Source organism: Allocatenococcus thiocycli, assembly GCF_921292965.1.
GTDB lineage: Bacteria > Pseudomonadota > Gammaproteobacteria > Enterobacterales > Vibrionaceae > Vibrio > Vibrio natriegens.
In genome coordinates, this window is the sequence record NZ_CAKLCK010000039.1 from 169,907 (window position 1) to 192,680 (window position 22,774).

At 46.3% G+C, this 22,774-nt stretch carries 17 protein-coding genes and 1 pseudogene; 4 read left to right on the forward strand and 14 right to left on the reverse strand.

All coding sequences use genetic code 11. The features are described 5' to 3' along the window. Positions 1 to 52: 52 nt before the first annotated feature. The 10 genes from L9Q40_RS16105 to L9Q40_RS16150 form a co-directional block, all read right to left on the reverse strand. Positions 53 to 922: a LysR substrate-binding domain-containing protein gene (locus tag L9Q40_RS16105; RefSeq protein WP_498793928.1), complete on the reverse strand. Its 870-nt coding sequence runs from the start codon at positions 920 to 922 to the stop codon at positions 53 to 55. Between the two features lie 151 nt (positions 923 to 1,073). After that, positions 1,074 to 2,039 carry an OmpA family protein gene (locus tag L9Q40_RS16110; protein WP_014233587.1) on the reverse strand — a complete coding sequence of 322 codons (966 nt, stop codon included), beginning with the start codon at positions 2,037 to 2,039 and terminating at the stop codon, positions 1,074 to 1,076. A 435-nt stretch (positions 2,040 to 2,474) separates the two neighbouring features. After that, complete coding sequence (locus L9Q40_RS16115) at positions 2,475 to 3,608, reverse strand: M14 family metallopeptidase (protein WP_498793930.1); 1,134 nt, start codon at positions 3,606 to 3,608, stop codon at positions 2,475 to 2,477. A gap of 112 nt (positions 3,609 to 3,720) precedes the next feature. Beyond that, the gene (locus tag L9Q40_RS16120; RefSeq protein WP_498793931.1) at positions 3,721 to 5,121 is read right to left on the reverse strand and encodes an FAD-dependent oxidoreductase; all 1,401 of its coding nucleotides are present in this window, start codon (positions 5,119 to 5,121) and stop codon (positions 3,721 to 3,723) included. Positions 5,122 to 5,315: 194 nt separating this feature from the next. Next, positions 5,316 to 6,218 carry an EamA family transporter gene (locus tag L9Q40_RS16125; RefSeq protein WP_498793932.1) on the reverse strand — a complete coding sequence of 301 codons (903 nt, stop codon included), beginning with the start codon at positions 6,216 to 6,218 and terminating at the stop codon, positions 5,316 to 5,318. 67 nt (positions 6,219 to 6,285) lie between these two features. Then, positions 6,286 to 6,990, reverse strand: coding sequence for a phosphonate utilization transcriptional regulator PhnR (gene phnR / locus L9Q40_RS16130; protein WP_014233583.1), 705 nt, complete (start codon positions 6,988 to 6,990; stop codon positions 6,286 to 6,288). Between the two features lie 9 nt (positions 6,991 to 6,999). Then, complete coding sequence (locus L9Q40_RS16135; protein ID WP_498793933.1) at positions 7,000 to 8,724, reverse strand: putative 2-aminoethylphosphonate ABC transporter permease subunit; 1,725 nt, start codon at positions 8,722 to 8,724, stop codon at positions 7,000 to 7,002. Between the two features lie 7 nt (positions 8,725 to 8,731). Continuing rightward, on the reverse strand, positions 8,732 to 9,850 hold the full coding sequence (locus L9Q40_RS16140) for a putative 2-aminoethylphosphonate ABC transporter ATP-binding protein (RefSeq protein WP_239948133.1): 1,119 nt from the start codon (positions 9,848 to 9,850) through the stop codon (positions 8,732 to 8,734). Between the two features lie 102 nt (positions 9,851 to 9,952). Then, the gene (locus L9Q40_RS16145) at positions 9,953 to 10,363 is read right to left on the reverse strand and encodes a GNAT family N-acetyltransferase (RefSeq protein ID WP_118120728.1); all 411 of its coding nucleotides are present in this window, start codon (positions 10,361 to 10,363) and stop codon (positions 9,953 to 9,955) included. Between the two features lie 113 nt (positions 10,364 to 10,476). Next, positions 10,477 to 11,487: a putative 2-aminoethylphosphonate ABC transporter substrate-binding protein gene (locus L9Q40_RS16150; protein ID WP_329354649.1), complete on the reverse strand. Its 1,011-nt coding sequence runs from the start codon at positions 11,485 to 11,487 to the stop codon at positions 10,477 to 10,479. 268 nt (positions 11,488 to 11,755) lie between these two features. On the opposite strand from L9Q40_RS16150, the gene phnW reads away from it, so the two are divergent. The 3 genes from phnW (at position 11,756) to phnX (ending at position 15,163) form a co-directional block, all read left to right on the forward strand. Continuing rightward, the gene (phnW, locus tag L9Q40_RS16155) at positions 11,756 to 12,880 is read left to right on the forward strand and encodes a 2-aminoethylphosphonate--pyruvate transaminase (RefSeq protein ID WP_498793934.1); all 1,125 of its coding nucleotides are present in this window, start codon (positions 11,756 to 11,758) and stop codon (positions 12,878 to 12,880) included. Positions 12,881 to 12,891: 11 nt separating this feature from the next. After that, a complete protein-coding gene (locus tag L9Q40_RS16160; protein WP_498793935.1) occupies positions 12,892 to 14,271 on the forward strand; it encodes an aspartate aminotransferase family protein in 1,380 nt (459 codons plus the stop codon). 76 nt (positions 14,272 to 14,347) lie between these two features. After that, positions 14,348 to 15,163 carry a phosphonoacetaldehyde hydrolase gene (phnX, locus tag L9Q40_RS16165; protein WP_498793936.1) on the forward strand — a complete coding sequence of 272 codons (816 nt, stop codon included), beginning with the start codon at positions 14,348 to 14,350 and terminating at the stop codon, positions 15,161 to 15,163. A 92-nt stretch (positions 15,164 to 15,255) separates the two neighbouring features. On the opposite strand, the gene L9Q40_RS16170 is transcribed toward phnX, so the two are convergent. Both L9Q40_RS16170 and L9Q40_RS16175 read right to left on the reverse strand, forming a co-directional pair. Beyond that, a complete protein-coding gene (locus L9Q40_RS16170; RefSeq protein ID WP_420660063.1) occupies positions 15,256 to 15,603 on the reverse strand; it encodes an ATPase in 348 nt (115 codons plus the stop codon). Between the two features lie 9 nt (positions 15,604 to 15,612). Beyond that, positions 15,613 to 17,645, reverse strand: a pseudogene (locus L9Q40_RS16175) (S8 family serine peptidase). 471 nt (positions 17,646 to 18,116) lie between these two features. Between L9Q40_RS16175 and L9Q40_RS16180 the strand changes: the two are divergent. Continuing rightward, positions 18,117 to 19,370 carry an SGNH/GDSL hydrolase family protein gene (locus tag L9Q40_RS16180; protein WP_498793937.1) on the forward strand — a complete coding sequence of 418 codons (1,254 nt, stop codon included), beginning with the start codon at positions 18,117 to 18,119 and terminating at the stop codon, positions 19,368 to 19,370. A 63-nt stretch (positions 19,371 to 19,433) separates the two neighbouring features. Here the strand turns inward: L9Q40_RS16180 and L9Q40_RS16185 are convergent, their stop codons facing one another. Next, positions 19,434 to 20,822: an efflux transporter outer membrane subunit gene (locus L9Q40_RS16185; RefSeq protein ID WP_498793938.1), complete on the reverse strand. Its 1,389-nt coding sequence runs from the start codon at positions 20,820 to 20,822 to the stop codon at positions 19,434 to 19,436. A 1-nt stretch (position 20,823) separates the two neighbouring features. After that, a complete protein-coding gene (locus L9Q40_RS16190) occupies positions 20,824 to 22,773 on the reverse strand; it encodes a MacB family efflux pump subunit (RefSeq protein ID WP_498793939.1) in 1,950 nt (649 codons plus the stop codon). Position 22,774: the final 1 nt, after the last annotated feature.

Below are 22,774 nucleotides of genomic sequence, written 5' to 3' on the forward strand. Positions count from 1 at the left end.
AGTAAAAACCTTGGATAGGACAATTAATCCGTTCCCGTTTCCCGAATACTGGTTAGATACTTTTACGTAACCACTGGGTAAAGGCCTGTACATGTGGTTTGTCTTCCTCTCTGACAATCATCCGATGAGCACCTTCGCTAGGCATGCTCCAGGAGCCTATCTGTATTAATGTACCTTGAGCGAGCTCATCCTCGACCAGAAAGTCTCTGACCAAAAGCACACCGAAGTGATTAATCGCCGCCTGAATCGCAAGCAGTGAGTGCTCAAACTCTGCAACGGGCTTAGTGAACTTTACTTGGTGACCTTGATATTTCATCCAAACTTGCCACGACTCATGATAACCACTGGTGGAAATTTTAGACGCCTTCGCAAGATCAGCTAGCTCGACAATTGGGTTCAGGTGCAAGAAACCCGGGCTCGCAACAACAATCCAATATTCTTCTGTCAGTTGAATCGAGTCCTGCGACAGCCAATCTCCATAACCATTAATGATCTCAACATCAGAAACAGCACTGGCGTTAGGCACAATATTGGCTGTTGTCGATATTTTTAGAGACACTTCGGGGTGCTGACGATGAAAGTCAGCCAACCTTGGAATTAACCATTGTGAACAAAAGCTATGAGCGACATGTAAGTTAAGCTGCGCGGTGTTCTGACGAGAAAACAAATGCTGAGTCGTCACAGAAAGCGTTTGAAAAACATGACTTACCACAGGGAGATACTCTTTTGCGGCTTGTGTAAGTACCAATTGAGATCCTTTACGCTCGAATAACGTCGCATTAAGCAGAAGCTCCAGAGATTTTATCTGTTGGCTGACCGCGGCTCGGGTAACGCTCAGCTCTTGTGCAGCTTTAGTAAAACTCAATTGCCTCGCCGTTGCTTCGAATGCTTTAAGGGAATTGAGCGGCGGCAGGTTTTGCATAGCATTCTCCAATTACGCTGAGTGAAAGATGCTATGAAACAACGATGACAATTTGATGAAAGGGTTGCTATTTTATCCAGTTGCTACTTCCAGAATCAAAAAAGCCAGCGACTTGCGCTGGCTTTGAAGATACGTTGACTAAAACAGCAAATTATTCTGCTTGTTCAGTCGTTTCGTATTTAAATTCTGGAACAACGACTTCTACACGACGGTTCATTTCACGACCAGGACGTGTATCGTTGCTAGCAACTGGGTTTGCTTCACCCATGCCTTTCACAGTCATACGTTCTGCAGTAATGCCCTGAGCTTGGAACTCATTAGCAACCGCTTGAGCACGTTTTTCTGTAAGCTGTTGGTTGTACTCAGCAGTACCTGTTGTATCACTGTAACCCGTAATCTCTACTTGAGCTTGTGGGTAAGTGTTCATTACATTAATTGTCTCAGATAATGCTGAAGTATCTTTCACTTCTGCACTTTCAAGACCAAATTGTACTGTTGTAGTTTGTGCTGGGTATACATGCTCAACAATGTTTGTTGCCGGACGAGTTTCTACCACTTCTTCCTGAACCACTGGCTCAGAACCGAATTTGTAGTTAAAACCAATACCGTAGTAGTCTGCATCCATGTCATCAATGATGTCGTCAGACATATCTTGGTAACGTTGGTATTCAGCACGTAGGCTCCAGTTGTAGTTGATTTGGTATTCAGCACCTAGAGAGCCTGTAGGAACGAAGTCTTTTTCGTCACCAGCCATCATGTATGCAGCACCTACTTTCGCAAACAGGTTCCAAGAATCCGTCAGCGGAAGGTTGAATTTAGGCGCTAGAGTCAATGCCCAAAGCTCGCCATCAACGGTGTTTTTGCCTGCTTTGTTGAAGTTTGCTTTGAAATCACCTAAGTAATCAACACCGTACTCTGCATCAATGTAGTCATTGAAGCTGTAGCCAAGATGCATTGACGCTGCAAAGCTATCATCATCACATGAGGTATCCAGGTAACACGCGTCGTTAAGAGCGTTGTAACCTAGCTTACCGCCGATGTAAGTGTCTGCAAGCGCAACGTTAGAGATAACACCACCAGCAAGTACAGTAGCCACTGCAAAAGCAATTTTTTTCATTCTTTTTTCCTATTTTTTGTATACCGAGCCACACATCAAACGCGAAGGAGTGCGTTATCAATATGAGGCAGCAACGTTCTCTTTATTATTTGAGACAACCTAGCTAAATAACACCGGAATAAAGTAAATGTGGTGTTCATCACCAATGCCAAAAACATGTCATCATTCATATTCACGCATGTGTTCTAACCACTTGCATGAGCAAAAATAATGCACCTGCATTGATATAGCCATAATCAACTCGGTGCGCAGAATATCATGTCTTTTCCTTAAATGTGTGACAAAATTCACATTAATTTGTAAATTTCTTATTATTAAGATTCTATTTATAAGGCATTGATCGAATGGACATATTTACCAATTGACAAGTAGATTCAAACAAAAAAGCAGCTCATCTAGGATGAACTGCTTATGTGTTCGATTGATTTTAGGGAACTAAACCAATTGAATATTGTCCACAACCGCTAACGTTGCTGCCAACACATCTTGGCCAAATAGCACACTACGTTCAGGTGACCATCCATACAGAGGATCAGGGTGGTTATTGTTGTCTTTAAATGGCATCTCTATGGTGTAAGACAAACATTTAAATTGCTCTGCAACCCAATTTGATCCAACTGTTAAGTTTGCTTTACCAGGTTCGTCTTTATCGTAACCCACTTCATCTTGAAACTCTGGCGTGATAGTGAGCAGCGCTTGCTTAAACGAATGCTCCAGAGCCGCCAAACTTTCATCATAAGATGGAATGCCTTCAGAACCCGCGACAAAGTTGTATGGCAGTGCTTCGTCTCCATGAATGTCCAGGAACATATCGACACCAGTTTCCAGCATTCGCTGGCGGACCAAAAAGACTTCTGGGCTCTTTTCCATTGAAGGAGTTTGCCACTCACGGTTTAGGTTTACACCGACCGCATTCGTACGCAGATGGCCACGAATACCGCCATCAGGATTCATGTTTGGTACAACGTAAAGAACCGCCTTCTCGAGAAGAGCTCGCGCGACTGTATCGTTGTCATCCAGCAAACGCTGAATCATGCCTTCCATGAACCACTCTGCCATCGTTTCGCCTGGATGCTGACGTGCGATCATCCAAATTTTCTTTTTGCCCTCGTCTGGCTCGCCAAAAGTCAGCAGGCTCATGTCATTGCCATCCACCGTGTGACCTAGAGTCTCCAGCTGACAATGATGTGCGCTTTGTGCCATGTGTAATAAATCAAGATGACGGTCGTAAGTGTAAGGCGCGAAATAAGCAAAGTAGATTGAGCCACGTTCTGGAATAACCGTAAATGTGAGCGTATCGCCATCAAAGTCCGCAGGTACACGGAACCACTCTTCACGATCATAAGATGCCACGACATCGTAGCCTTGCCATCCTTCTGGGTAAGCAGATTTCGCCAAGTCTAACAACTTAATGGTATGTGACTGTTCAGCTTCAGTCTCTAAACGGAAGTGGAACCATTGGTAGAATTCCGACATGTTATCGTTGGGGATTTTAAGTTGGATGTCGTTTTTATCATCCGCTTTCACTACGTGAATGCTACCGCTATCGAAGTTGCTGAATATTTTCATTCTATTACTCACCTTTTGAATCTGAGCTTGAAAGACAGAGGCTAACACAGGGCTAAAGTGTCCCCTATTATTTTCACTTCAAAGTTTATTGTTTGTGGCTGAAGTCATCAGTTTAGTCGAGCTTATCGGCTTTGCCTGCTGGTCCTGCGAGTTTTGCCAGCCATTTATCCCAAACTCTAACTTTCTCTTCGTTATCTTCTGCTGCTTCTTTTCGGCGAACGGCATTACGAACAGTCATGGCTCCAATCCAGCGAAGTGGCTCTGGAGGGAAGTGGCCCAACGGACCTTTAGCCAAACCACTGCGAGCCCAGTCGTTATCTAACCCAAGCACCAAAGACGAGAGAATTTTGCCTCCCATCCGGGTTTGCGCCACACCATTTCCAGAGTAACCAAATCCATAAAAAATATTAGTCTGGTTATCCAGTTGGCCAAAAAACGGAAAACCCGTAGTGGAACGGTCTGAGCCCCCCGTCCAGGAATAGTCAAAATCGCTCGCTTTCAAATCAGGAAAGAGCTTATCAAACGACTTTCTAAGCAGATTTTGATACTGAGTTGGCTTACCAAACATGGTGTCGACTCGGTTGTTAAAGGAGAACTGGTTGCCCCCTTTTCCAAGCATCAGACGGCCATCCGGTGTATCTCGATAATAATGAACAAAAATACGAGAATCCAAAACGCTGGAACCTGCTCTCCATCCACTTTGAGATAGCTCATCACCCAACGGCTTCGTGATGACCATATCAGAGGAGACCACAACGATACTGTTCCTGAACTGTTTAAACTGTTCAACCATCCAAGCATTAAGCGCCAACACTACCTGCTTAGCTTTGATGGTTGCATGTGGCGTGCGAATGGTCGCCGGCTGACCATATTCCAGTTGAACCATCGGTGTGTTTTCGTAAATTTTTATCCCCATGTCTATCGCCACCCGACGCAGCCCTCTGGCAAGCAATGCTGGCTGTACGCTCGCAGCAACAGGTGAGTGATACCCTTCGAGATGAGCCGAGGAGCCAGTGTTCGCTTGCAGTTCATCCTCATTGCACTTTCGCCAGCTATTTACTCCAAGACGCGTTAATTCATCCACTACTGGCTTCATTCCACCAGCTTGTGCTGAGTTAGTCGCGGTGTAATACACACCTTTTAACGACAACTGAGCATCAATCGCATAACGTCGGCAAAACTCGTCAATTTCAAGCACGACTCGCTCTGACTCTTTTACCAGCCAGGTGGCGTGTTGTTCGCCAAAAAGACGCTTTAGGGTTGGGTATTTGGTTGACCAGGTCAGCATGCACCCGCCGTTCGCTCCAGAAGCCCCACTCCCGCAGAGACCTTTATCGATAATAGTAATGCGTTTTTCCGGAGCTTGCTCCTTAAGCATTATCGCTGTCCACATCCCAGTAAAGCCCCCTCCAACGATGAGTACATCAGTTTCAAGATCGTCAGCTAGTGCAATAGCAGGTTGAGGGTTTTCGATTTCGAGCGCTTGCTTAAACCAGTAAGAAGGGTGAGTCATACGTATCCTCATTTAAAATTCAAAGTTGATAAGTGAAAGTCATCAGTCATGTTTAGATATGACTTCACTTTACAAACGATGCGTATTTTCAACGAGCTAGAAAATCTATCGCTCGGCGATAGAAAAAGTTGCGCGGTGTGACAAGTAAAAATAGTGAACGAGTAATTTATGACCAAGGCATATAAGATATCATTTCAATAGAACGTCAAAACCAGACCACAAAGTATCAGTACCACACCAACCCCTCGGGAGAGATACCACCGCTCAGCAAGCAGCCAAACACCCATCAGCAAACCAAAGACGATACTGATCTGGCGTAGAGCCACAACTAAGCTCACGTTGTCAGTCATCGTCATCGCAAACAGTACTAATCCATAAGTCGATGCCATCATAATGCCAGCCATGCTCGCACTTTTTCGAATTTGCCAGGCCTTGTGTAACTCTGACAGATTGCCTGTGCTCAGACACCAAAGCACAACAGGTAAGCCCATAGCCCAGAACTGCGCACCAAGATAGAAAATCGCACTATATTGATCATGAATAACAGCCGAAACTTGCTGAGTGAGTAGGTTCAAGGCTTCCTTATCCATCAAAGAGTAACCCGTTGTGCCAATTGCAGCGATTAGCGCCCAGAACACACCAACATTAAGATAAGAAGCCAAAGTGACCTGGCGAATATGTGTCAACGGTACCAAGATGCAGCCACAGGTGATCAACACAAACCCAAGCCATTGTTGGGACGAAAGCGCATGGCCGAGTGCAACACTGAATGCACCAACCATCATGACAGGCAAAGCGCGGGCAATCGGATAAATCACACCAACATCGGCATGTTTGTAAGCAATGATCAAACCGACCAAGTAAACAATTTGCGCCAGCCCGCTAAAGGTCAACATTCCCCAGAATTCTGCGGGCAGAGAAGTCCAACCGATCGTCGTCAAATACCAAATCAAATAAGGAGTAAGAACGCCACACGCAGACAGGCTTGCAGCCATCGTAAATGCCAAGCCTGACCCAGAACTGCTTTTGCCCAGAATATTCCAGCCCGCATGCAAAACTGCTGAAAACACAACGAGCACGATTGCCAAGAAATCCATTTAAGTTTCCTGTTGAGATAAAACAAAGGCTCCGAGATGGAGCCTTTGAAAATGAGATAATCGGACGTTAGTGATTGAGCTCTGCAATGGACTCAATACTGATGGCGTCATGGCGCCAATACTCAATATCGCAGTCGATCAACTCGCCATGCTGGTTATAGTTAGTACGCTCAACAACCATAGCTGGAGTACCTGATGTCGCTCTTAACGCTTGCGCGACTTCACCAAGAAGTGTGCTGGTAGAAATTCGATAACGCGTTTTTTGATACACCACACCAAAGTGCTCACGATAAATATCGGTAAGTGAGTTGGTAAGGTCGAAACTCAATAAATTAGGAAAGATCTCTGGGCGAATGTAGTTAGTCACATACACCACTGGCCTGTCTTCCAAATAGCGAACGCGGTCGACTCGATAGACATCAGAAAACGGCTGCAACTGTAACAATCGCGCAGATTGCTTATTGGCCAGAGTGCCTTTTGCCGCAATCAGCTCGGTTTTAGGCACGCGATTTTGCGCTTTCGCCATGTTTGGGAAATTAAGTGTTTGGGTTGGATCGTAGCGTAGTGGCTCAGGTGAAATAAACCAGCCTCTACGATCTTCGCGATAAATTCGCCCTTCGGCTTCCAATAACGACAACGCTTCTCGTAACGTAACTCGTGTTGTGTCGAACGACTCCGCCAGCTTGCGTTCCGCAGGCAGTTTTTGACGAGGCGAAAGCATGCCCGCTTCAATCTGTTCAACAATCGAATCTTTAATTTTTACGTACTGCACTAGGTGTCCTTATCTTTTACGCCAAGCCTGTGTGCGATTTTCTAACAACTTACCCAACGTCATCTGCACGATCTTCGCGATTGCGGCTGACATCATGATCATCACCGCCATCGCGGCGGCGGCGCCTGTTTGGCCCGCGTCATCCATATTCAGAATCGATACCGAAGCAGGGATCGTATCCGTTGAGTATAGGAATACTACCGCAGAAGTGGTGGTCAATGCATTAACAAACAAGTACGTAGCAATGTCCAGCACGGCAGGCATACAAACCGGCAACGTCACTTTGAAAAACAACTTGTACTGAGGCAGTTTTACCGACGCAGCCGTCGCTTCTATTTCTGAAGGCAGTTGCTTGAGAGCGGTTAAGGCCGTCATGTGGCCGACCGTGTAATAATGCACCACAGTATTAATTACCAGGAATGCCATCGTGCCATAAAGCACATTCAACGGGTTGTTCACATCGTTAAAGTAAAAGATGTAACCCAAACCCAGTACCATTCCCGGCACCGCCATCGGCACGACGCTCAGCATCTGCATCGCCTGACGAACGGGAGCAAAAGCACGTCCTTTCTCAATGCTGTAAGCACCGACAAAAATGACTGCTGTACCAATCACCGCTGTCCAACCCGCTAAAGTGAGAGAGTTAAAGAACGGGCTCCAGCCATAAGTGCTCATCTCGGCAAAGTTGTAGTTATTCAGCGTTAGCGCTTTGTTCCACGGCCAAAACGTTACTAAGGAACCGTAAACCGCCATACCAAGCACGGCGAGTACTGCAACAGAAATCAGAGAGCAATATAAAAAACACAGACCATCGCGCGTTTTGTTTGGCTCCGGTTGATAGGGCACAGAACGTGTATCAAACAAGCTTTTTTGCTTTTTCTGCACCCAGCGATCCGCGCCAAATGCCATTACCGCAGGGAACAACAGCATAATGCTGGTTACTGCCCCCATGGCGAAATTCTGCTGGCCCACCACTTGTTTGAAGATATCCGTCGCCAGAACGTTGTAACTTCCCCCTATAACTTTCGGCACACCAAAATCGGTAATAACTAGCGTAAATACAACAATCAGGGTACTGATCAAACCGTATTTCGCCGCAGGTAGCGTCACCATAAAAAAGGTTTTCATTGGTGAGGTTTTAAGAGCACGAGCCGCTTCATACAGACGTGCATCCGAAGTGCGCAGCGATGTGGTCAGAATCATCAAAGCATGAGGGAACGTCCAGAAGATCAAGCCCATTGAGATACCAATAAAACCATATACTGAGTGGCCACCAAGTAGCTCTTTCGCAATACCTTGATTACCAAAAAGAAAGATCAAGCTGATCGCTGGTAAAAGCGACGGCGCAAGAATCGGCGCGGTGCCTAATATTTGAAACAAACCTTTTAACGGCATGCATGAGCGAGTCAGTGCGTAAGCATAACCAAACGCCAGTAAGCCAACCACCGCTGTCACAACTAGACCTAACGTAAAAGTGTTACCAACGGAAACCCACAGGCTTGAGGAAGAAAAGTAACTCGCAAAGTTAGCTAACCCAACGAATTCCCCATCGCTGTTTTGCACACTTTTAGTCAACATCGCCCACAGCGGCATCAAGATGAACAAGATCATCATCGTCGAGGTAGCCGCTAACAATCCAAACAACACGAGGTTGTCGCGGCTAATACGTCCCACCAATGATTTCGCTTTGTCTTGAGTAGTCAGGCTATTCATTGTCATTGTCTTTGCATCCATGTTGCACCTACGCCGCCAACGCTTTTTTGAAGGCTTTACCCTTAGAAGGAATGGCATAGGCGTGTAAGCCAGTTTCCGAGAACTGGATATAACGAATATCACCGATACGAATATTGAGGTTTTGCACGGTTTCCACTGGGACATCAACAACGATTGGCTTCGCCTGGCCATCATTCTGCAGCTCGCAATCTACTCGGAAAAACGCCCCCAAAAACTCGCTTGCTGTAATGCGAACCGGAAGCGAATTGCGGTAGTTTTCAACAAACTTGATATTCTCAGGACGCACGGCCAGATCAAAACGGTCACCGCGTTTAATCTCATAATTCGTTAAATTTGGTAGTGGTAACAACGTCTCTGCAATACGTACCTGAGACTCAGTAACGACGGATGTCTCAATGAAGTTCATGCTGCCGACAAACTCTGCCACAAAACGCGTCGCTGGCATTTGATAAATCTCTTGCGGCGTCCCTACTTGCTCAATCACACCATGATTCATCACGACAATTCGGTCTGCCATTGACAACGCTTCGTCCTGATCATGGGTCACCATAATGGTGGTAATACCCAGTTTGCGTTGCAGCTTACAAATTTCATCACGTAAGTGAACACGCACTTTCGCATCCAACGCAGATAAAGGCTCATCAAGAAGCAGCAGACCGGGAGATAAAGCAAGTGCACGCGCTAAAGCAACACGCTGCTGCTGACCGCCCGACAATTGGTTAGGGAATTTCTGGCCCGAAGTGGGTAATCCTATTGTCTCAAGCCACTGATCAACTTTCTCCAGTGCGTCTTTGGTCGACATGCCTTGGTTCTTCAAACCCATCGCAATGTTTTCTTGAACAGTCAGATTAGGGAACAGCGCGTAAGACTGGAATACGATGCCAAAGTCACGCTTTTCTGGTGGTAGAAATGTCGTCTCTTGACCGTTTTGGAAGATCGCACCAGACGTTGGTAAATCTAAACCCGCAATTGCGCGTAACAAGGTTGTTTTACCGCAGCCTGACGGACCTAAGAAACAGACGAACTCGCCCTTTTTGATCGCCAGCGAGATTTGCTTTAATGCAGTGAACTGTCCAAATTGTTTCACTACATTTTCAATGTTCAGATAAGGTTGGTTAGTTGACATAACACACTCTCCAAATGGTATATACCAATTCTAGATTTGGAGTGTTACGTTCCAATGACAAATTTATAGCCAGAAGATGACAAACTGATGAAAGCCCTCAATTTACACGCTTAAATCCAGACTCATCTTGAAATACGGGATGTCGGATTTATAAAAGCGTTCACCCTCTTTCTGTAATCCAAACTTCTGATAAATCCCTAGCGCCGACTCACGAGCGTCACACCAAAATATTTCTGCGTTTAGCACTTTGGCATCCGCGATCATGGTCTCCAACATCAATGAGCCTAATCCCCTCCCTTGCAGACTTGGGGATACAGCAAATTTCCTTAACCTTGCCGATCCTTCACTAAAAAATACGGAAGCGACACCCACCAAATCCCCATCAACATATCCTCCGTAATGATAGCCAGTTTCATCTTCTGCCACCTTGCAAAACTCGATGCTTTGGTTGGGCCATAAAACCTGTTGCCGAAGTTGTAGTGTCTGCTCTGCATTAATTCGTTGGACTTTCATTCGCTCCCTCTTTTCTATACGCCTATCCAGCCATTAATGTGCCTTTACTTTGCACAAGATGCAAAAAGGGAGAGCAATCGCTCTCCCCAGTAAAATCTTGTATGCGCAGAATATTACGATTTTGGCTCTGATTTCGCGTCAAATTTCTCAGACCATGTCGCTAGAATTTCTGCACGCTTACTGCCCATTTGTGCAAAGTCCATCTTCGCCATGTTTTCTTGAACATTCGGGAAATTAGACACCGTCGCTTTCACGTCTTTGTGAGCGACAACAGGGTACATTTCTACGTATAGCTCATTCGCTGCTTTCGAAATGGACCAGTCAACCACGCGCTTCGCCGCATCTGACTCTTTAACCAGACCTACCGCTTCTGATTCCCAGCCGATGCCTTTCGGAGTGATCACTGACAAAGGTGCGCCCTGAGTTTTCAGCTTCGCACCACGGCTAGCCATAGAGATACCGATAGCCACTTCACCCATACCCGCCTGAACACATGGCTTAGAACCAGAGTGTGTGTAGTGAGCAATGTTTTTATCTAAGTCACGCATGTAGTTCCATGCCTGATCTTCACCCATATTTTGCAGCCAAGCAGAAACCTGCATGTAACCCGTGCCAGAAGATGCAGGGTTTGGCATGGCAATGTGACCTTTATAAACTGGCTTAATGAGGTCTTCCCAAGACGTTGGCTTAGGCAGGTTAAGTTGTTTGGCAACCGCTTCGTTGAAACAAACTGCGTTAAAGAACGCATCGTTACCGAACCACGCTTGATTGGATTGTGGGTCATTAAGGTTCGCATGAAGATCCGCCAAGCCTGCAGGTTGGTAAGCCTTTAACAGGCCTTCTTCTTTCAGTAGTGCCATTGACGATCCAGCAAGACCCCACACGACTTCTGCCTGAGGATTATTCTTTTCTGCCAGCAATTTCGCCGTCATGATACCTGTTGAGTCGCGAACCCACTTAATCTTGATATCTGGGTTGTCTTTCTCAAACGCAGACTTGTATTTAGCAAGAATGTCAGTTTCGAAAGCGGTGTAAACCGTCACTTCCTGTGCAGCCATTGCATTAGTAGCTAGCAGAGATACAAGCGCAGCCAGCGATCCTTTCATCAAACGGTTTTTCATCATTTTCTCCAGTTAATTTGGCTAAGTATTCATTTTGGTCTGTACCAGTTGACGATAATTACCCTACTGACCCAATGTGACGAATTCATGATCATTAAATGGCAGTTTTACGAAAACTTTCTTCAAATCGCCCTTCTTTTAACCATTAAATTTGCCATATTAAAGTTTTATGAAATTCATCGATCGACTATTTACGTGCCTTTTTCTCACCTGCTAAAGTTAATTTCATATTTTGGTGTAGACCAATAAGTTAATTCTGACGGAAAGAGAAATGAAAAACGAATACCTGCTACTGACCCCTGGCCCTTTATCTACCTCTGAAGGCGTGCGTGAAGCAATGTTGAAAGACTGGTGCACATGGGACGATGACTACAATAAAGATATCGTAGAAGTGATCCGCACAAAGCTCGTCAGGCTGGCAACAAAAAAAGACGGCTACACCAGCGTACTAATGCAAGGTAGTGGCACTGCATCGGTAGAAGCAACCATTGGTAGCGCGATTGGTAAAGATGGCAAACTGCTTGTCGTCGACAATGGTGCCTACGGTGCTCGCATCGCTCAAATCGCCGAATATCTGAATATTCCATGCCATGTGGTTTCCCCTGGCGAAACATCACAGCCACACTTGAACGAAGTGGAAACTGCATTGGCATCGGATCCTACCATCACGCACGTGGCGATTGTTCACTGCGAAACAACCACTGGCATGCTCAACCCTATCGCCGATTTTGCATCGGTCGCGAAAGCGTACGGTAAAGTCGTCATTCTCGATGCCATGTCGAGCTTTGGCGGCATTCCAATGGATATCGCCGATCTTGGTATCGACTTTATGATCAGCTCAGCGAACAAGTGTATTCAAGGCGTTCCGGGCTTCGGTTTTGTGATTGCAAAGCAGAGCGAGCTTGAAAAATGCAAAGGCCAGGCACGTTCACTCAGCCTCGACCTATATGACCAATGGCACTGCATGGAAGTCAACCACGGTAAATGGCGTTTTACTTCTCCGACTCACACGGTGCGAGCTTTCTATCAAGCATTGCTAGAACTGGAACAAGAAGGCGGCGTAGAAGCCCGTCATCAGCGATACCAAACCAACCAGAAAACGCTGGTAGCGGGTATGCGTTCACTTGGTTTCGAACCACTACTCAATGACGAGCTACATTCACCTATCATCACTTCTTTCTACTCGCCAACACACAGCGATTATCAGTTCAAAACGTTCTACATGCGTTTGAAAGAGCAAGGCTTCGTAATTTATCCAGGCAAAGTATCAAACGCAGATTGCTTCCGCATTGGCAACATTGGTGAAGTGTATCCAGTAGATATTGAGCGTCTGATCGGGGCGGTAAAAAACGCGATGTACTGGCAAAACCAACCAGTTCAAAAGTTGGCGAGCTGAGATAAATCACGATGAGTCAGAATGTAAAGCCAACGCATTTCCGTAGCGAAGGCGACGTCAATACAACGCCCGCTCGCCAAGTGTGGAATGAATCAATGGACGACGAACGCACGCAAACTCTATTGAATCGGGACTCCGACGTATTTCTGCATCAAGCCATGTCGACGCCGTGTCTCGATACATTAGAGGCAGCAGAAGGCATCTACATCCAAGATGCTAACGGCAAAAAGTATATGGATTTTCATGGTAACAACGTTCACCAGCTTGGTTATGGACACCCGCATGTTATTGAACGGGTGCAGGAACAAATCGCTAAGTTGCCGTTTTCGCCTCGCCGTTTTACCAACGAAACCGCGATTGAGTGCGCAGAAAAACTGACGCAAATTTGTGGTGGAGAGTTAAATCGCGTTTTGTTTGCTCCGGGTGGAACATCAACAATAGGTATGGCACTTAAACTGGCTCGTCACATCACGGGTAACTATAAAGTGGTATCACTGTGGGATTCTTTCCATGGTGCATCTTTAGATGCGATTTCAGTTGGTGGTGAAGCCTGTTTTCGTCACGGTATGGGGCCATTAATGGCTGGCGTGGAGCGAATTCCACCAGCGGTTTCTTACCGAGGAGCCCTTCCCTCACCAGATGGTCATGATGTGCACTACGCAGACTACCTTGAGTACGTGATCGAGAAAGAAGGTGGCGTAGGCGCGTTCATTGCTGAAGCGGTGAGAAATACCGATGTTCAAGTGCCAAGTAAAGCCTACTGGAAACGCATTCGGGAAATTTGTGACAAACACAATGTCATGCTGATCATTGATGACATTCCCAACGGCATGGGTCGCAGTGGCGAATGGTTTACTTATCAGGCTTACGATATAGAGCCAGATATTCTGTGTATCGGTAAAGGATTAGGCGGTGGTTTAGTGCCAATCGCAGCCATGGTCACCAAAGATAAATACAACACGGCTGAGCAAATCTCGATGGGTCACTACACCCATGAGAAAAGCCCTATCGGTTGTGCCGCAGCACTGGCAACCATGGAAGTCATTGAACAAGAAAACCTGCTTGATAAAGCGAAAGCCGACGGCCAATTCATGCGCGAAAAGTTACTCGAGATGAAAGCTAAGTACCCGGTAATTGGCGACGTTCGCGGCATCGGCATGCTGTGGGGGGTAGAACTGGTTACGGACCATGAGACTAAACAGCGCGCGTTTGATGAAGCAGAAGCTGTGTTGTACCAATGCCTGAACAATGGCGTGAGCTTTAAGGTCTCACAAGGCAATGTGATTCAACTTAGCCCACCACTGGTCATCACTCGAGAACAATTAACGCAGGCGATAGCAATATTAGAAGAAGCCATCGCCAAAGTAAGTAAAGACTTTAACTACCTGTAAGGTCTTCTGACCTTTACGAAACCTACGTTATCCAAAGCGCCAGAGCGCACTTTGACAAGCAATAAAAGGATTGACCATGAGCAACTCACCAATTCAAGCAGTCATCTTTGACTGGGCAGGCACTATCGTCGACTTCGGTTCCTTTGCACCTACCAGCATCTTCGTCGAAGCGTTTAAGCAAGGCTTTGATTTTGATATTAACCTTGAAGAAGCGCGCGAACCAATGGGGCTGGGGAAATGGGACCACATCCAGGCGGTTGGCCGTATTCCTGCGGTTGATAAGCGCTGGAGCGAGAAGTTCGGTCGCTCGATGACCAGCGAAGACATCGATGCAATTTACGCGGCATTTATGCCTCTTCAAAAAGCGAAAGTTGCGGACCACGCTGCGCCTATCCTCAACGCAATTGACGTGGTCAACAACCTAAAAGCCAAGGGCATTAAAATCGGCTCTTGCTCTGGTTACCCGCGTGAAGTGATGGACGTGCTTATTCCTGTTGCCGCAGATTACGGTTACCAGCCTGACTACGTAGTCGCAACCGATGACCTGCCACAGGGAGGACGCCCTGCACCATTTATGGCACTGAAAAACGTTATAGAGCTTGGCGTGACAGACGTAAATGCGTGCATCAAAGTGGACGACTCTGCACCGGGTATCTTTGAGGGGCATAACGCTGGCATGTGGACGGTGGGCCTTCTACTTTCGGGGAACGAGGCAGGTCTTACATTTGAAGAGTATCAAGCGGCAGACAAAGCAACGCTAGATGCTGCCCGTGAGAAAGCACGCGCAAAACTTATCAAAAGTTCACCTCATTACTTGGTTGACACTATCGCAGATCTACCAGAAGTGATTGCAGATATCGAGCGTCGTTTGGAAGCTGGCGAGCGTCCTTAATTCGTCTAATAAGCAGAAAAAACGCCCCTCTTTTTAGCGGGGCGTTTCTTTTATTGAGGCTATCTTATTGAGGCTATCTTATTGAGGCTATCTTATTGAGACAATAGCTTTCGCGTTGGTTCTTGCTCAGTGTATTCAACCGATTCGTTACCAGATAGCTTATCGACGTCCGCTTGTTCGCCGCTCACTACTAGTACCTGTTGCTTCACCAAAGCATCGACCACTTCAAGGTTATGCTGACGAAGAAGTGCTCTCACTTCGCTTTCTTTCCCCTTGTGATACTTTACAAAGTAACGCCCAGGTTGTTGCTCAGCTTGTTCAGAACGTTCATCCACGAGCGGAAATCCTTGATTGTTCGCCAAGCTGGCCGAACTCAGTCCGATTGCCAATAGTGCGGTAGCACCCACCGCAGACAGAGAAAGTAAGGTCGACTTCTTCATGGCCACTCCTTATTGAAAAGTCAGAGTCCAGCTGTTGATTGTGCCTGTGTCTCTTCTGGCACTGTCTACGGCTTTTAGTTCCCACGAGCCTTGTGATTCAAAACCAGAGAAATCCGCTTGGAAAGTGGTTTTGATATCGTTAGCACTTCCGCCCGTATTGTCATGCAGAACAACTTGTCCACCCGTTGGTGAAGTCAGCGTCACTCGCAGGTCGCCGATGTAAGTATGGCTAATATCAACGTCAATACTCACCGTGCCTGAATCACCAGAGCGATCAACATCGAGCGCGCTGATTGCTCCTGATGCTTTGTTATCAGGAATCGCCACGGGATCCGTGTTTGAGTAGCTTGAATCCGAAGCGCTGCCTCCGCCATCAGGGCCGTTACAGCCTGCATCCAGGAACAGCTTCGCCGCTTCTGCATTGACTAAGCCGTGGCCAGTGCGGTTGTCTCGACCTGCCACATCGATATCTGTCGTGGTTTGAACGAGAGCATTACGCACTTGTGCCGCAGTACACGTTGGGTGGTAGCTCCATACCAAGCCCGCCACGCCAGTCACGTGAGGTGTCGCCATCGATGTTCCATTGTAGTACTCGTAGTCTTCACCTGTCGTTGTGGACACAGTGATATCTTGCCCTACGTAGCCAAGCAGCTCTTGACCAAATGATCGATCAACAGTCACTGATACCATGCGATATGCATTATTCTGGTCAACTAAAAACGGATTTTGTAAACCAGGTAATTCCGTATTACTGTACACAATTGCAGCACTAGCGCCTGCATTGTAACAAGCTTGCACAGCGTCCACTTCTGGGTAATTACCTGAAGATTGGTTACCAATACGCTCAGCCAAACAGATTTTTCCTGACATATCACCGCAATTAAAATTACCACCAGAGACATCACAACTTTCTAAGGTAGCCGTCACGGAGCCCGCCACAGGATCCGGTACATAAGACGTGCCGTTATTAATCAAACGATTGTGAGGAACGATACCGCGATCAAACTGGCTTACACCATTAAGAGTGATGTCCGACAGTTTACCCTCACCGACGGTAACGGTAGAAAGGATAGCAACACCCGGTCCGGCGACTTCAACCTGATCCGTCGCTTGTGAGAAAGCTGCATGATCATTTTGATTATCAACGGCCGTAATCGACATGACCGAATCGTAAGATGCCGGGTAACTGTGTGCCGTATTGCCATCATTGCCCGCTGCTGCAATAAGAAGAACACCTTGGTCATAAATATCTTGCAGCGCATTTTGCTCGGTTCGGCTAGATTGGCTACCACCGAGGCTCATATTCACCACGTTTGCGCCGTTATCTGCACACGTTTGAATCGCTTTGACTAAACCAGAAGAGTAACCCCAGCCAGATTCGTTAAACACTTTCACAATGTGTAGATTGACGTTTTGATTTGGCATGACTCCCTTAACGCCCTCAGTATTTGCAATTGCCGCGATCGTACCTGCAACGTGAGTGCCGTGAGCGTTATTATTCCCTGGGTCACTCCATGAACCCGTACCGCTGTCGTTTGTGCCTGCTACGCGGTTGCCGCTAAGATCGTTATGTGAAAGATCGTATCCAGAGTCGATGATACACACGGTACGATTGCCTGCGTTAAAGTCATCCAACTGCTGAGCATTGACTGCGTTATAGCCCCATGGTGTCGTTTCACTGAGCAAATAACGCGGTGGATCGACTTCCACATATTCTACATCGCTGCGGTTGCGAAGTTGCGTGAGTTCATCAGCATCGATTTCCACGCTGTAGATAGCACGGTTACCCAGCTTCTCAACTTTTCGTGCTTTTACCTGTTTAAAACAGACTCTTGTGCTATTCGCGGCCCCCAAAATGCGTTGCCTTGCATGGAAGAACCACCAGCCTCGTCCTCAGTAAACTTGACGATATATTTCTTCGGTAACTTGGATTCATCAAATCCCATCGGTGGTGCCGAATACGCCGACAAAGAAGTCGTTAGCGCAACGGCCAAGGCAGACAATGATAACAAGCCCTGTTTTTTAGTTGTTGTGTAATGCATTTGCTCTATTCCTTATATGAGCTGATTTTTTATTCACCATATCCTCATGAAAAATCACCAAATCGGTGTTCACATGAGAGACTCAGCTATAGCCCATCACCTGAAAATGCCAAACAATTCGGTTCATGAATGTAATTTTTTGTACAAAAGATCATTCAATAAACATTTTCAGTTAGCATTAGAAATACAAACAAACACTTATAAAGCAAAGACTTATATAAACAAAAAGTGAATGTTAAATTAATGTTATTAAGTAATTATTCTATATTTGGTTGCCTTTATCATTTCCATACTGAATGCGTTTTTTGACCATGGTGCCAAAAGGAAAATATTGAATATTCAGATGTTGACTATGTAGAGTTTTTACTCAAGGTTATACATTGTAGTGAGAGAAATTCTCATTTGATTACTTTTATAACCCGGTATTTTTCCAATTGCTTGGAACAATAACCAAAACGAGAAGAGTGAAAGATGAAACGAACAATCACACTGTTAACCGCGTTGCTCCCGTTTGCTTCTGCAATCGCTGAACAGCCAGCGTTATCTCCAGAAAAAGTTTCGGCGTCCAAAGTGATCAGTGCGCAAGAAAACCAAACTTACACTTACGTCCGCTGTTGGTATCGCACGAGTTATTCTAAAGATGACGTTGCCACTGATTGGGAATGGGCAAAAAATGAAGATGGGAGTTATTTCACTATTGACGGCTATTGGTGGAGTGCAGTTTCGTTTAAAAACATGTTTTATACCAACACGACTCAAAATGTCATCCGCCAACGATGTGAGTCTACGCTGGATTTAGCTAACGAAAACGCTGATATCACATTCTTTGCCGCTGATAATCGCTTCTCATATAACCATACCATTTGGAGCAACGATGCGGCGATGCAACCGGACCAAATCAATAAGGTGGTTGCTCTGGGGGACAGTTTATCTGACACCGGTAACATCTTTAATGCTTCACAATGGCGCTTTCCTAATCCAAATAGCTGGTTTCTGGGCCACTTTTCAAATGGCTATGTATGGACGGAATACATCGCGAAAGCCAAAAATCTACCCCTTTACAACTGGGCTGTCGGTGGCGCAGCGGGTGAAAATCAGTACATCGCACTCACAGGTGTTGGCGAGCAAGTCTCTTCTTACTTAACTTATGCAAAGCTGGCCAAAAACTACAATCCAGCCAATACCTTATTCACATTAGAGTTTGGGTTGAATGATTTCATGAATTACGACCGTAGCGTAGCAGAAGTGCAATCGGACTACGCTGAAGCATTGATTCGCCTGACGGATGCAGGAGCGAACAACTTTTTGTTAATGACGCTGCCAGATGCCACGAAAGCGCCTCAGTTCAAATACTCTACGCCGGAAGAAATCGAAAAGATTCGCGCAAAAGTGTTAGCGATGAATGAGTTCATCAAAGAGCAGGAGAAATATTACAAAGCTCAGGGTTACAATATCACACTGTTTGATACATATGCGCTGTTTGAGGCCCTGACTTCAGCGCCCGAAGATCATGGCTTTGTAAATGCAACAGAGCCTTGTTTGGACATCAACCGCTCCTCTTCAATGGATTACCTCTACTCACATGCGTTACGCTCCGAGTGTGCAAGCTCTGGCGCTGAGAAGTTCGTTTTCTGGGACGTCACTCACCCAACAACCGCAACACACCGCTATGTAGCGGAGAAAATGCTCGAGAGTAGCAATAACCTAGAACAACACCATTTCTAAGCTTTGATAAAAATGGCCACGCTAAAACGTGGCCATTTTATGTATCTACTTTTACGCGGGGAGTTACAACGGCGCTATATCCGTACCACCTAATGATTGATATAGCGTTACCTGAGTAATGAATTGATTGTATCGATTCTCAAGCAAAGACGCTTCTGCGTTTCTGGTGTTTTCCTGAGCATCTAAATAGTCCATGATCGAAGTAGAGCCATACTGGTATCGCGCAGCATAAATCTTCTCAGCGGCACTGGCCGCATCATATTGCTCTTGCAAACGATCAGATTGATACATCAACTTTTCGCGTGCTGACAGCGCGTTCTCCACATCCTGGAATGCGGTGTACAACACTTGGCGGTAATTGACGATAGCCGTTTTGTACTCGACATCCGCAATCGCTTTGTTGTTCTCCATTTCGTTCCATTGCAGAAATGGCAATGTGATGTCTGCGCCTAACGTGCCTACGGGGTTAGAAAGCAAGTCTTTTAATGCCTCTGAAGAACCACCTAGCGCTCCCGTTAACGTCAGCTCAGGTAGGTAATCCAGATCAGCGGCATCTTTGTTTGCCAGAGCAGATTTCACGTCATAAATCGCAGCTTTGACATCAGGCCGACGAATCAACAGATCGGCAGGCACACCAACACTTAACGACGGAACGCTTCCCTCCGGTAACATGCGAATGTTGTCGCTCATATTCTGAGGTGGCTGATTGAACAGGATTGCAAACGCATTGTTGGCTTCTAATAAACTCTGTTCGAATTCACTTTGCTGCGCTTGCAGGCTTGCCAGTGAACTCGTCGCTTCCAACACATCAAGTTGGTCTACTGCACCCAGTTCATACTGCCTTTGAATCAGATTCAGGGTCTGCTGTGCATCATCAATGTTGTTTTGGCCAAGTTGCAATCGCTGCTTGAGATAACCAATCTGCCAGTAAAGTGAAGCGGTTGTCGCAACCAAACTTTGAGCGGTAGCTTCACGATCTTCTTTGCTCGCCATTGCCGCCCATTTTGCTTCATCAATATCAGCAGAAACCTTGCCCCACAAATCCAACTCGTAACCGACGGATAAGTTTGTGCTGTAGCTGTCACCCGATTCGCCACTGTCTAGCCACTTTTCAACCTGAGCAGAAGTCGATGAACTGAACGTCGGAAACAAGTCATCTTTCGCTAATCCTAGCTGCAAACGTGCTTTTTTAAGTGTCAGCGTCGCGACTTCCAGATCGTTATTTTCCTCAAGTACCTTATTGATGTAACTGTCCAGGTTGGGGTCATTAAACGCCAGCCACCACGGGTCAATACTGACATCACCAGCCACATGTAATTGCTGCCAGTTGGTCGGAACCTGAACCTCAGGAGCCTGATAATCAGTACGCATCATGGAACCACAGCCAGAAAGCAAGGTTACGCCTAATGCTACGGCAAGAAAGCGAGTTTTAAATTTCGTTGTTTTTGTCATGTTAATCTCTCGCTAATGCTTCAATCGGGTCTAGTTTTGCTGCGTTACGTGCAGGTAAGAAGCCAAACGCAATACCAATCAGTGTCGAACATATGAATGCCGAGATGATCGAGTTCATTGAGTAGATCATTTGGAAGCTGCTACCTGACGAACTAAAAGCAAATCCAATTAGAAACGCCAAACCAATCCCCGTAATACCACCGCACAAACAAACCAGTACGGCTTCAATCAAGAATTGTCGGAGAATATCCGCCTGCCTTGCGCCAACCGCCATCCTTACGCCAATCTCTTTAGTACGTTCAGTTACTGAGACCAACATGATATTCATCACACCGATACCGCCAACAATAAGAGAGATCACCGCAATCGCAGAGATGAGCAATGTCATGGTTGCCGTCGTTTTCTCGATATTTTGACGAATCGTATCCGTATTGATGGTAAAGAAATCTTCCGTACCATGGCGCATTTTTAGTAAGCTGATGATACTTTGCTCGGCAGCGCTGCTAGAGGCATTTTCATCGATCCTGACCGTAATGCCATTGAGATAACGTTGCCCCATCATGCGACCGGACATGGTGGTGTACGGCACCCAGATTTTCAGTGCTTCACTGTTACCAAATGCGTCGTCTTTCTTTTGCGTGACGCCAACAATCCGCACAGGTAATGAGCCGAGGAATATCACTTCACCGATAGGACTTCGATCTGAGAAAATCTCTTTTCTGGTGTTGTCATCAATTACCGCTTCTTGTGCGAGTGAACTGACGCTGTCTTCATCCCAGAACTGCCCCTGTGCGATCTCATAGCCTCGAACACGGAAATAGTCTTCACCCACACCTTCAATGGTTGCCGACGCATCCTGATTGCCGGAACGAACGGTTAAGCTGTTCGATATTGAAGGCGTCACACTATCAACGAATGGCAGACTCTTTAGTGATTCGGCATCATCCGCGGTCAGCGTCCGAATTCTTCCTGAGCGTCTGTCACCAAAACCGGTGCCGGGTCTGATATCAATAGTGTTGGTCCCCATGGAGGCAATATTCGACAAAATCTGTTGCTGAGTACCGTTACCGAGAGCGACCACCGATACGACGGATGCAATACCAATGATGATCCCCAGCATGGTCAAAAACGTGCGCATTCGATGGCTGGACATGGCGAGCAACGCCATTTTTAATGCATCAACGAAACTATCCCACCTCCACCATTGACTGGCATCCTGCTGCGATTGTTTCTTCACTTCTGCCTGAGCATTTTTGGCTTCACTGACGTTTTGTTTATCGGAGATGATTTCCCCATCTTTGATTTCGATAATTCGGTCAGCAAAATTCGCCACATTCATATCATGAGTGACGAGAATGATAGTGTGCCCAAGCTGGTGTAGCTCTTTGAGCAGAGCCATCATCTCTTCGCCACTGTGGCTGTCCAGAGCGCCGGTAGGTTCATCCGCCAGAATAACCTCTCCGCCATTCATCAACGCACGTGCGACACTCACACGTTGCTGTTGACCGCCACTTAATTGGCTCGGTTTATGAGTCAGGCGCTCTTCCAGACCCAATCGTGTTAGTAATGCTTTAGCTCGCGCTTCACGTTGACGATGAGAAATACCAGCGTACACTGCGGGAACTTCAACGTTACCCACTGCCGTTAAATCGCTCAGCAAATGATATCTTTGAAAGATAAAACCAAAGTATTCACGTCTTAGCTGCGCCAGTTCGTCAGACTCCAGCGTAGAAACATCTTGCCCATTAATGAAATAGCGACCGCTTGTGGGTTGATCCAGACAGCCCAGTACGTTCATGAGTGTTGACTTACCAGAACCAGAGGCACCAACGATAGCCACCATCTCACCGCGCTTAATCTCTAAATTAATGTGATTAAGTACGGTGAGTGATTCATCGCCGGATACAAAGCTTCGGGTTAAGTCCTCTACTTTTAATAGTACTTGACTCATA

Bases quoted from the DNA above. Each gene is read 5' to 3' on its own strand.
- L9Q40_RS16105 (WP_498793928.1), bottom strand. From the start codon at position 922: ATGCAAAACCTGCCGCCGCTCAATTCCCTTAAAGCATTCGAAGCAACG.
- L9Q40_RS16110 (WP_014233587.1), bottom strand. From the start codon at position 2,039: ATGAAAAAAATTGCTTTTGCAGTGGCTACTGTACTTGCTGGTGGTGTT.
- L9Q40_RS16115 (WP_498793930.1), bottom strand. From the start codon at position 3,608: ATGAAAATATTCAGCAACTTCGATAGCGGTAGCATTCACGTAGTGAAA.
- L9Q40_RS16120 (WP_498793931.1), bottom strand. From the start codon at position 5,121: ATGACTCACCCTTCTTACTGGTTTAAGCAAGCGCTCGAAATCGAAAAC.
- L9Q40_RS16125 (WP_498793932.1), bottom strand. From the start codon at position 6,218: ATGGATTTCTTGGCAATCGTGCTCGTTGTGTTTTCAGCAGTTTTGCAT.
- L9Q40_RS16135 (WP_498793933.1), bottom strand. From the start codon at position 8,724: ATGGATGCAAAGACAATGACAATGAATAGCCTGACTACTCAAGACAAA.
- L9Q40_RS16140 (WP_239948133.1), bottom strand. From the start codon at position 9,850: ATGTCAACTAACCAACCTTATCTGAACATTGAAAATGTAGTGAAACAA.
- L9Q40_RS16145 (WP_118120728.1), bottom strand. From the start codon at position 10,363: ATGAAAGTCCAACGAATTAATGCAGAGCAGACACTACAACTTCGGCAA.
- L9Q40_RS16150 (WP_329354649.1), bottom strand. From the start codon at position 11,487: ATGATGAAAAACCGTTTGATGAAAGGATCGCTGGCTGCGCTTGTATCT.
- phnW (WP_498793934.1), top strand. From the start codon at position 11,756: ATGAAAAACGAATACCTGCTACTGACCCCTGGCCCTTTATCTACCTCT.
- L9Q40_RS16160 (WP_498793935.1), top strand. From the start codon at position 12,892: ATGAGTCAGAATGTAAAGCCAACGCATTTCCGTAGCGAAGGCGACGTC.
- phnX (WP_498793936.1), top strand. From the start codon at position 14,348: ATGAGCAACTCACCAATTCAAGCAGTCATCTTTGACTGGGCAGGCACT.
- L9Q40_RS16170 (WP_420660063.1), bottom strand. From the start codon at position 15,603: ATGAAGAAGTCGACCTTACTTTCTCTGTCTGCGGTGGGTGCTACCGCA.
- L9Q40_RS16180 (WP_498793937.1), top strand. From the start codon at position 18,117: ATGAAACGAACAATCACACTGTTAACCGCGTTGCTCCCGTTTGCTTCT.
- L9Q40_RS16185 (WP_498793938.1), bottom strand. From the start codon at position 20,822: ATGACAAAAACAACGAAATTTAAAACTCGCTTTCTTGCCGTAGCATTA.
- L9Q40_RS16190 (WP_498793939.1), bottom strand. From the start codon at position 22,773: ATGAGTCAAGTACTATTAAAAGTAGAGGACTTAACCCGAAGCTTTGTA.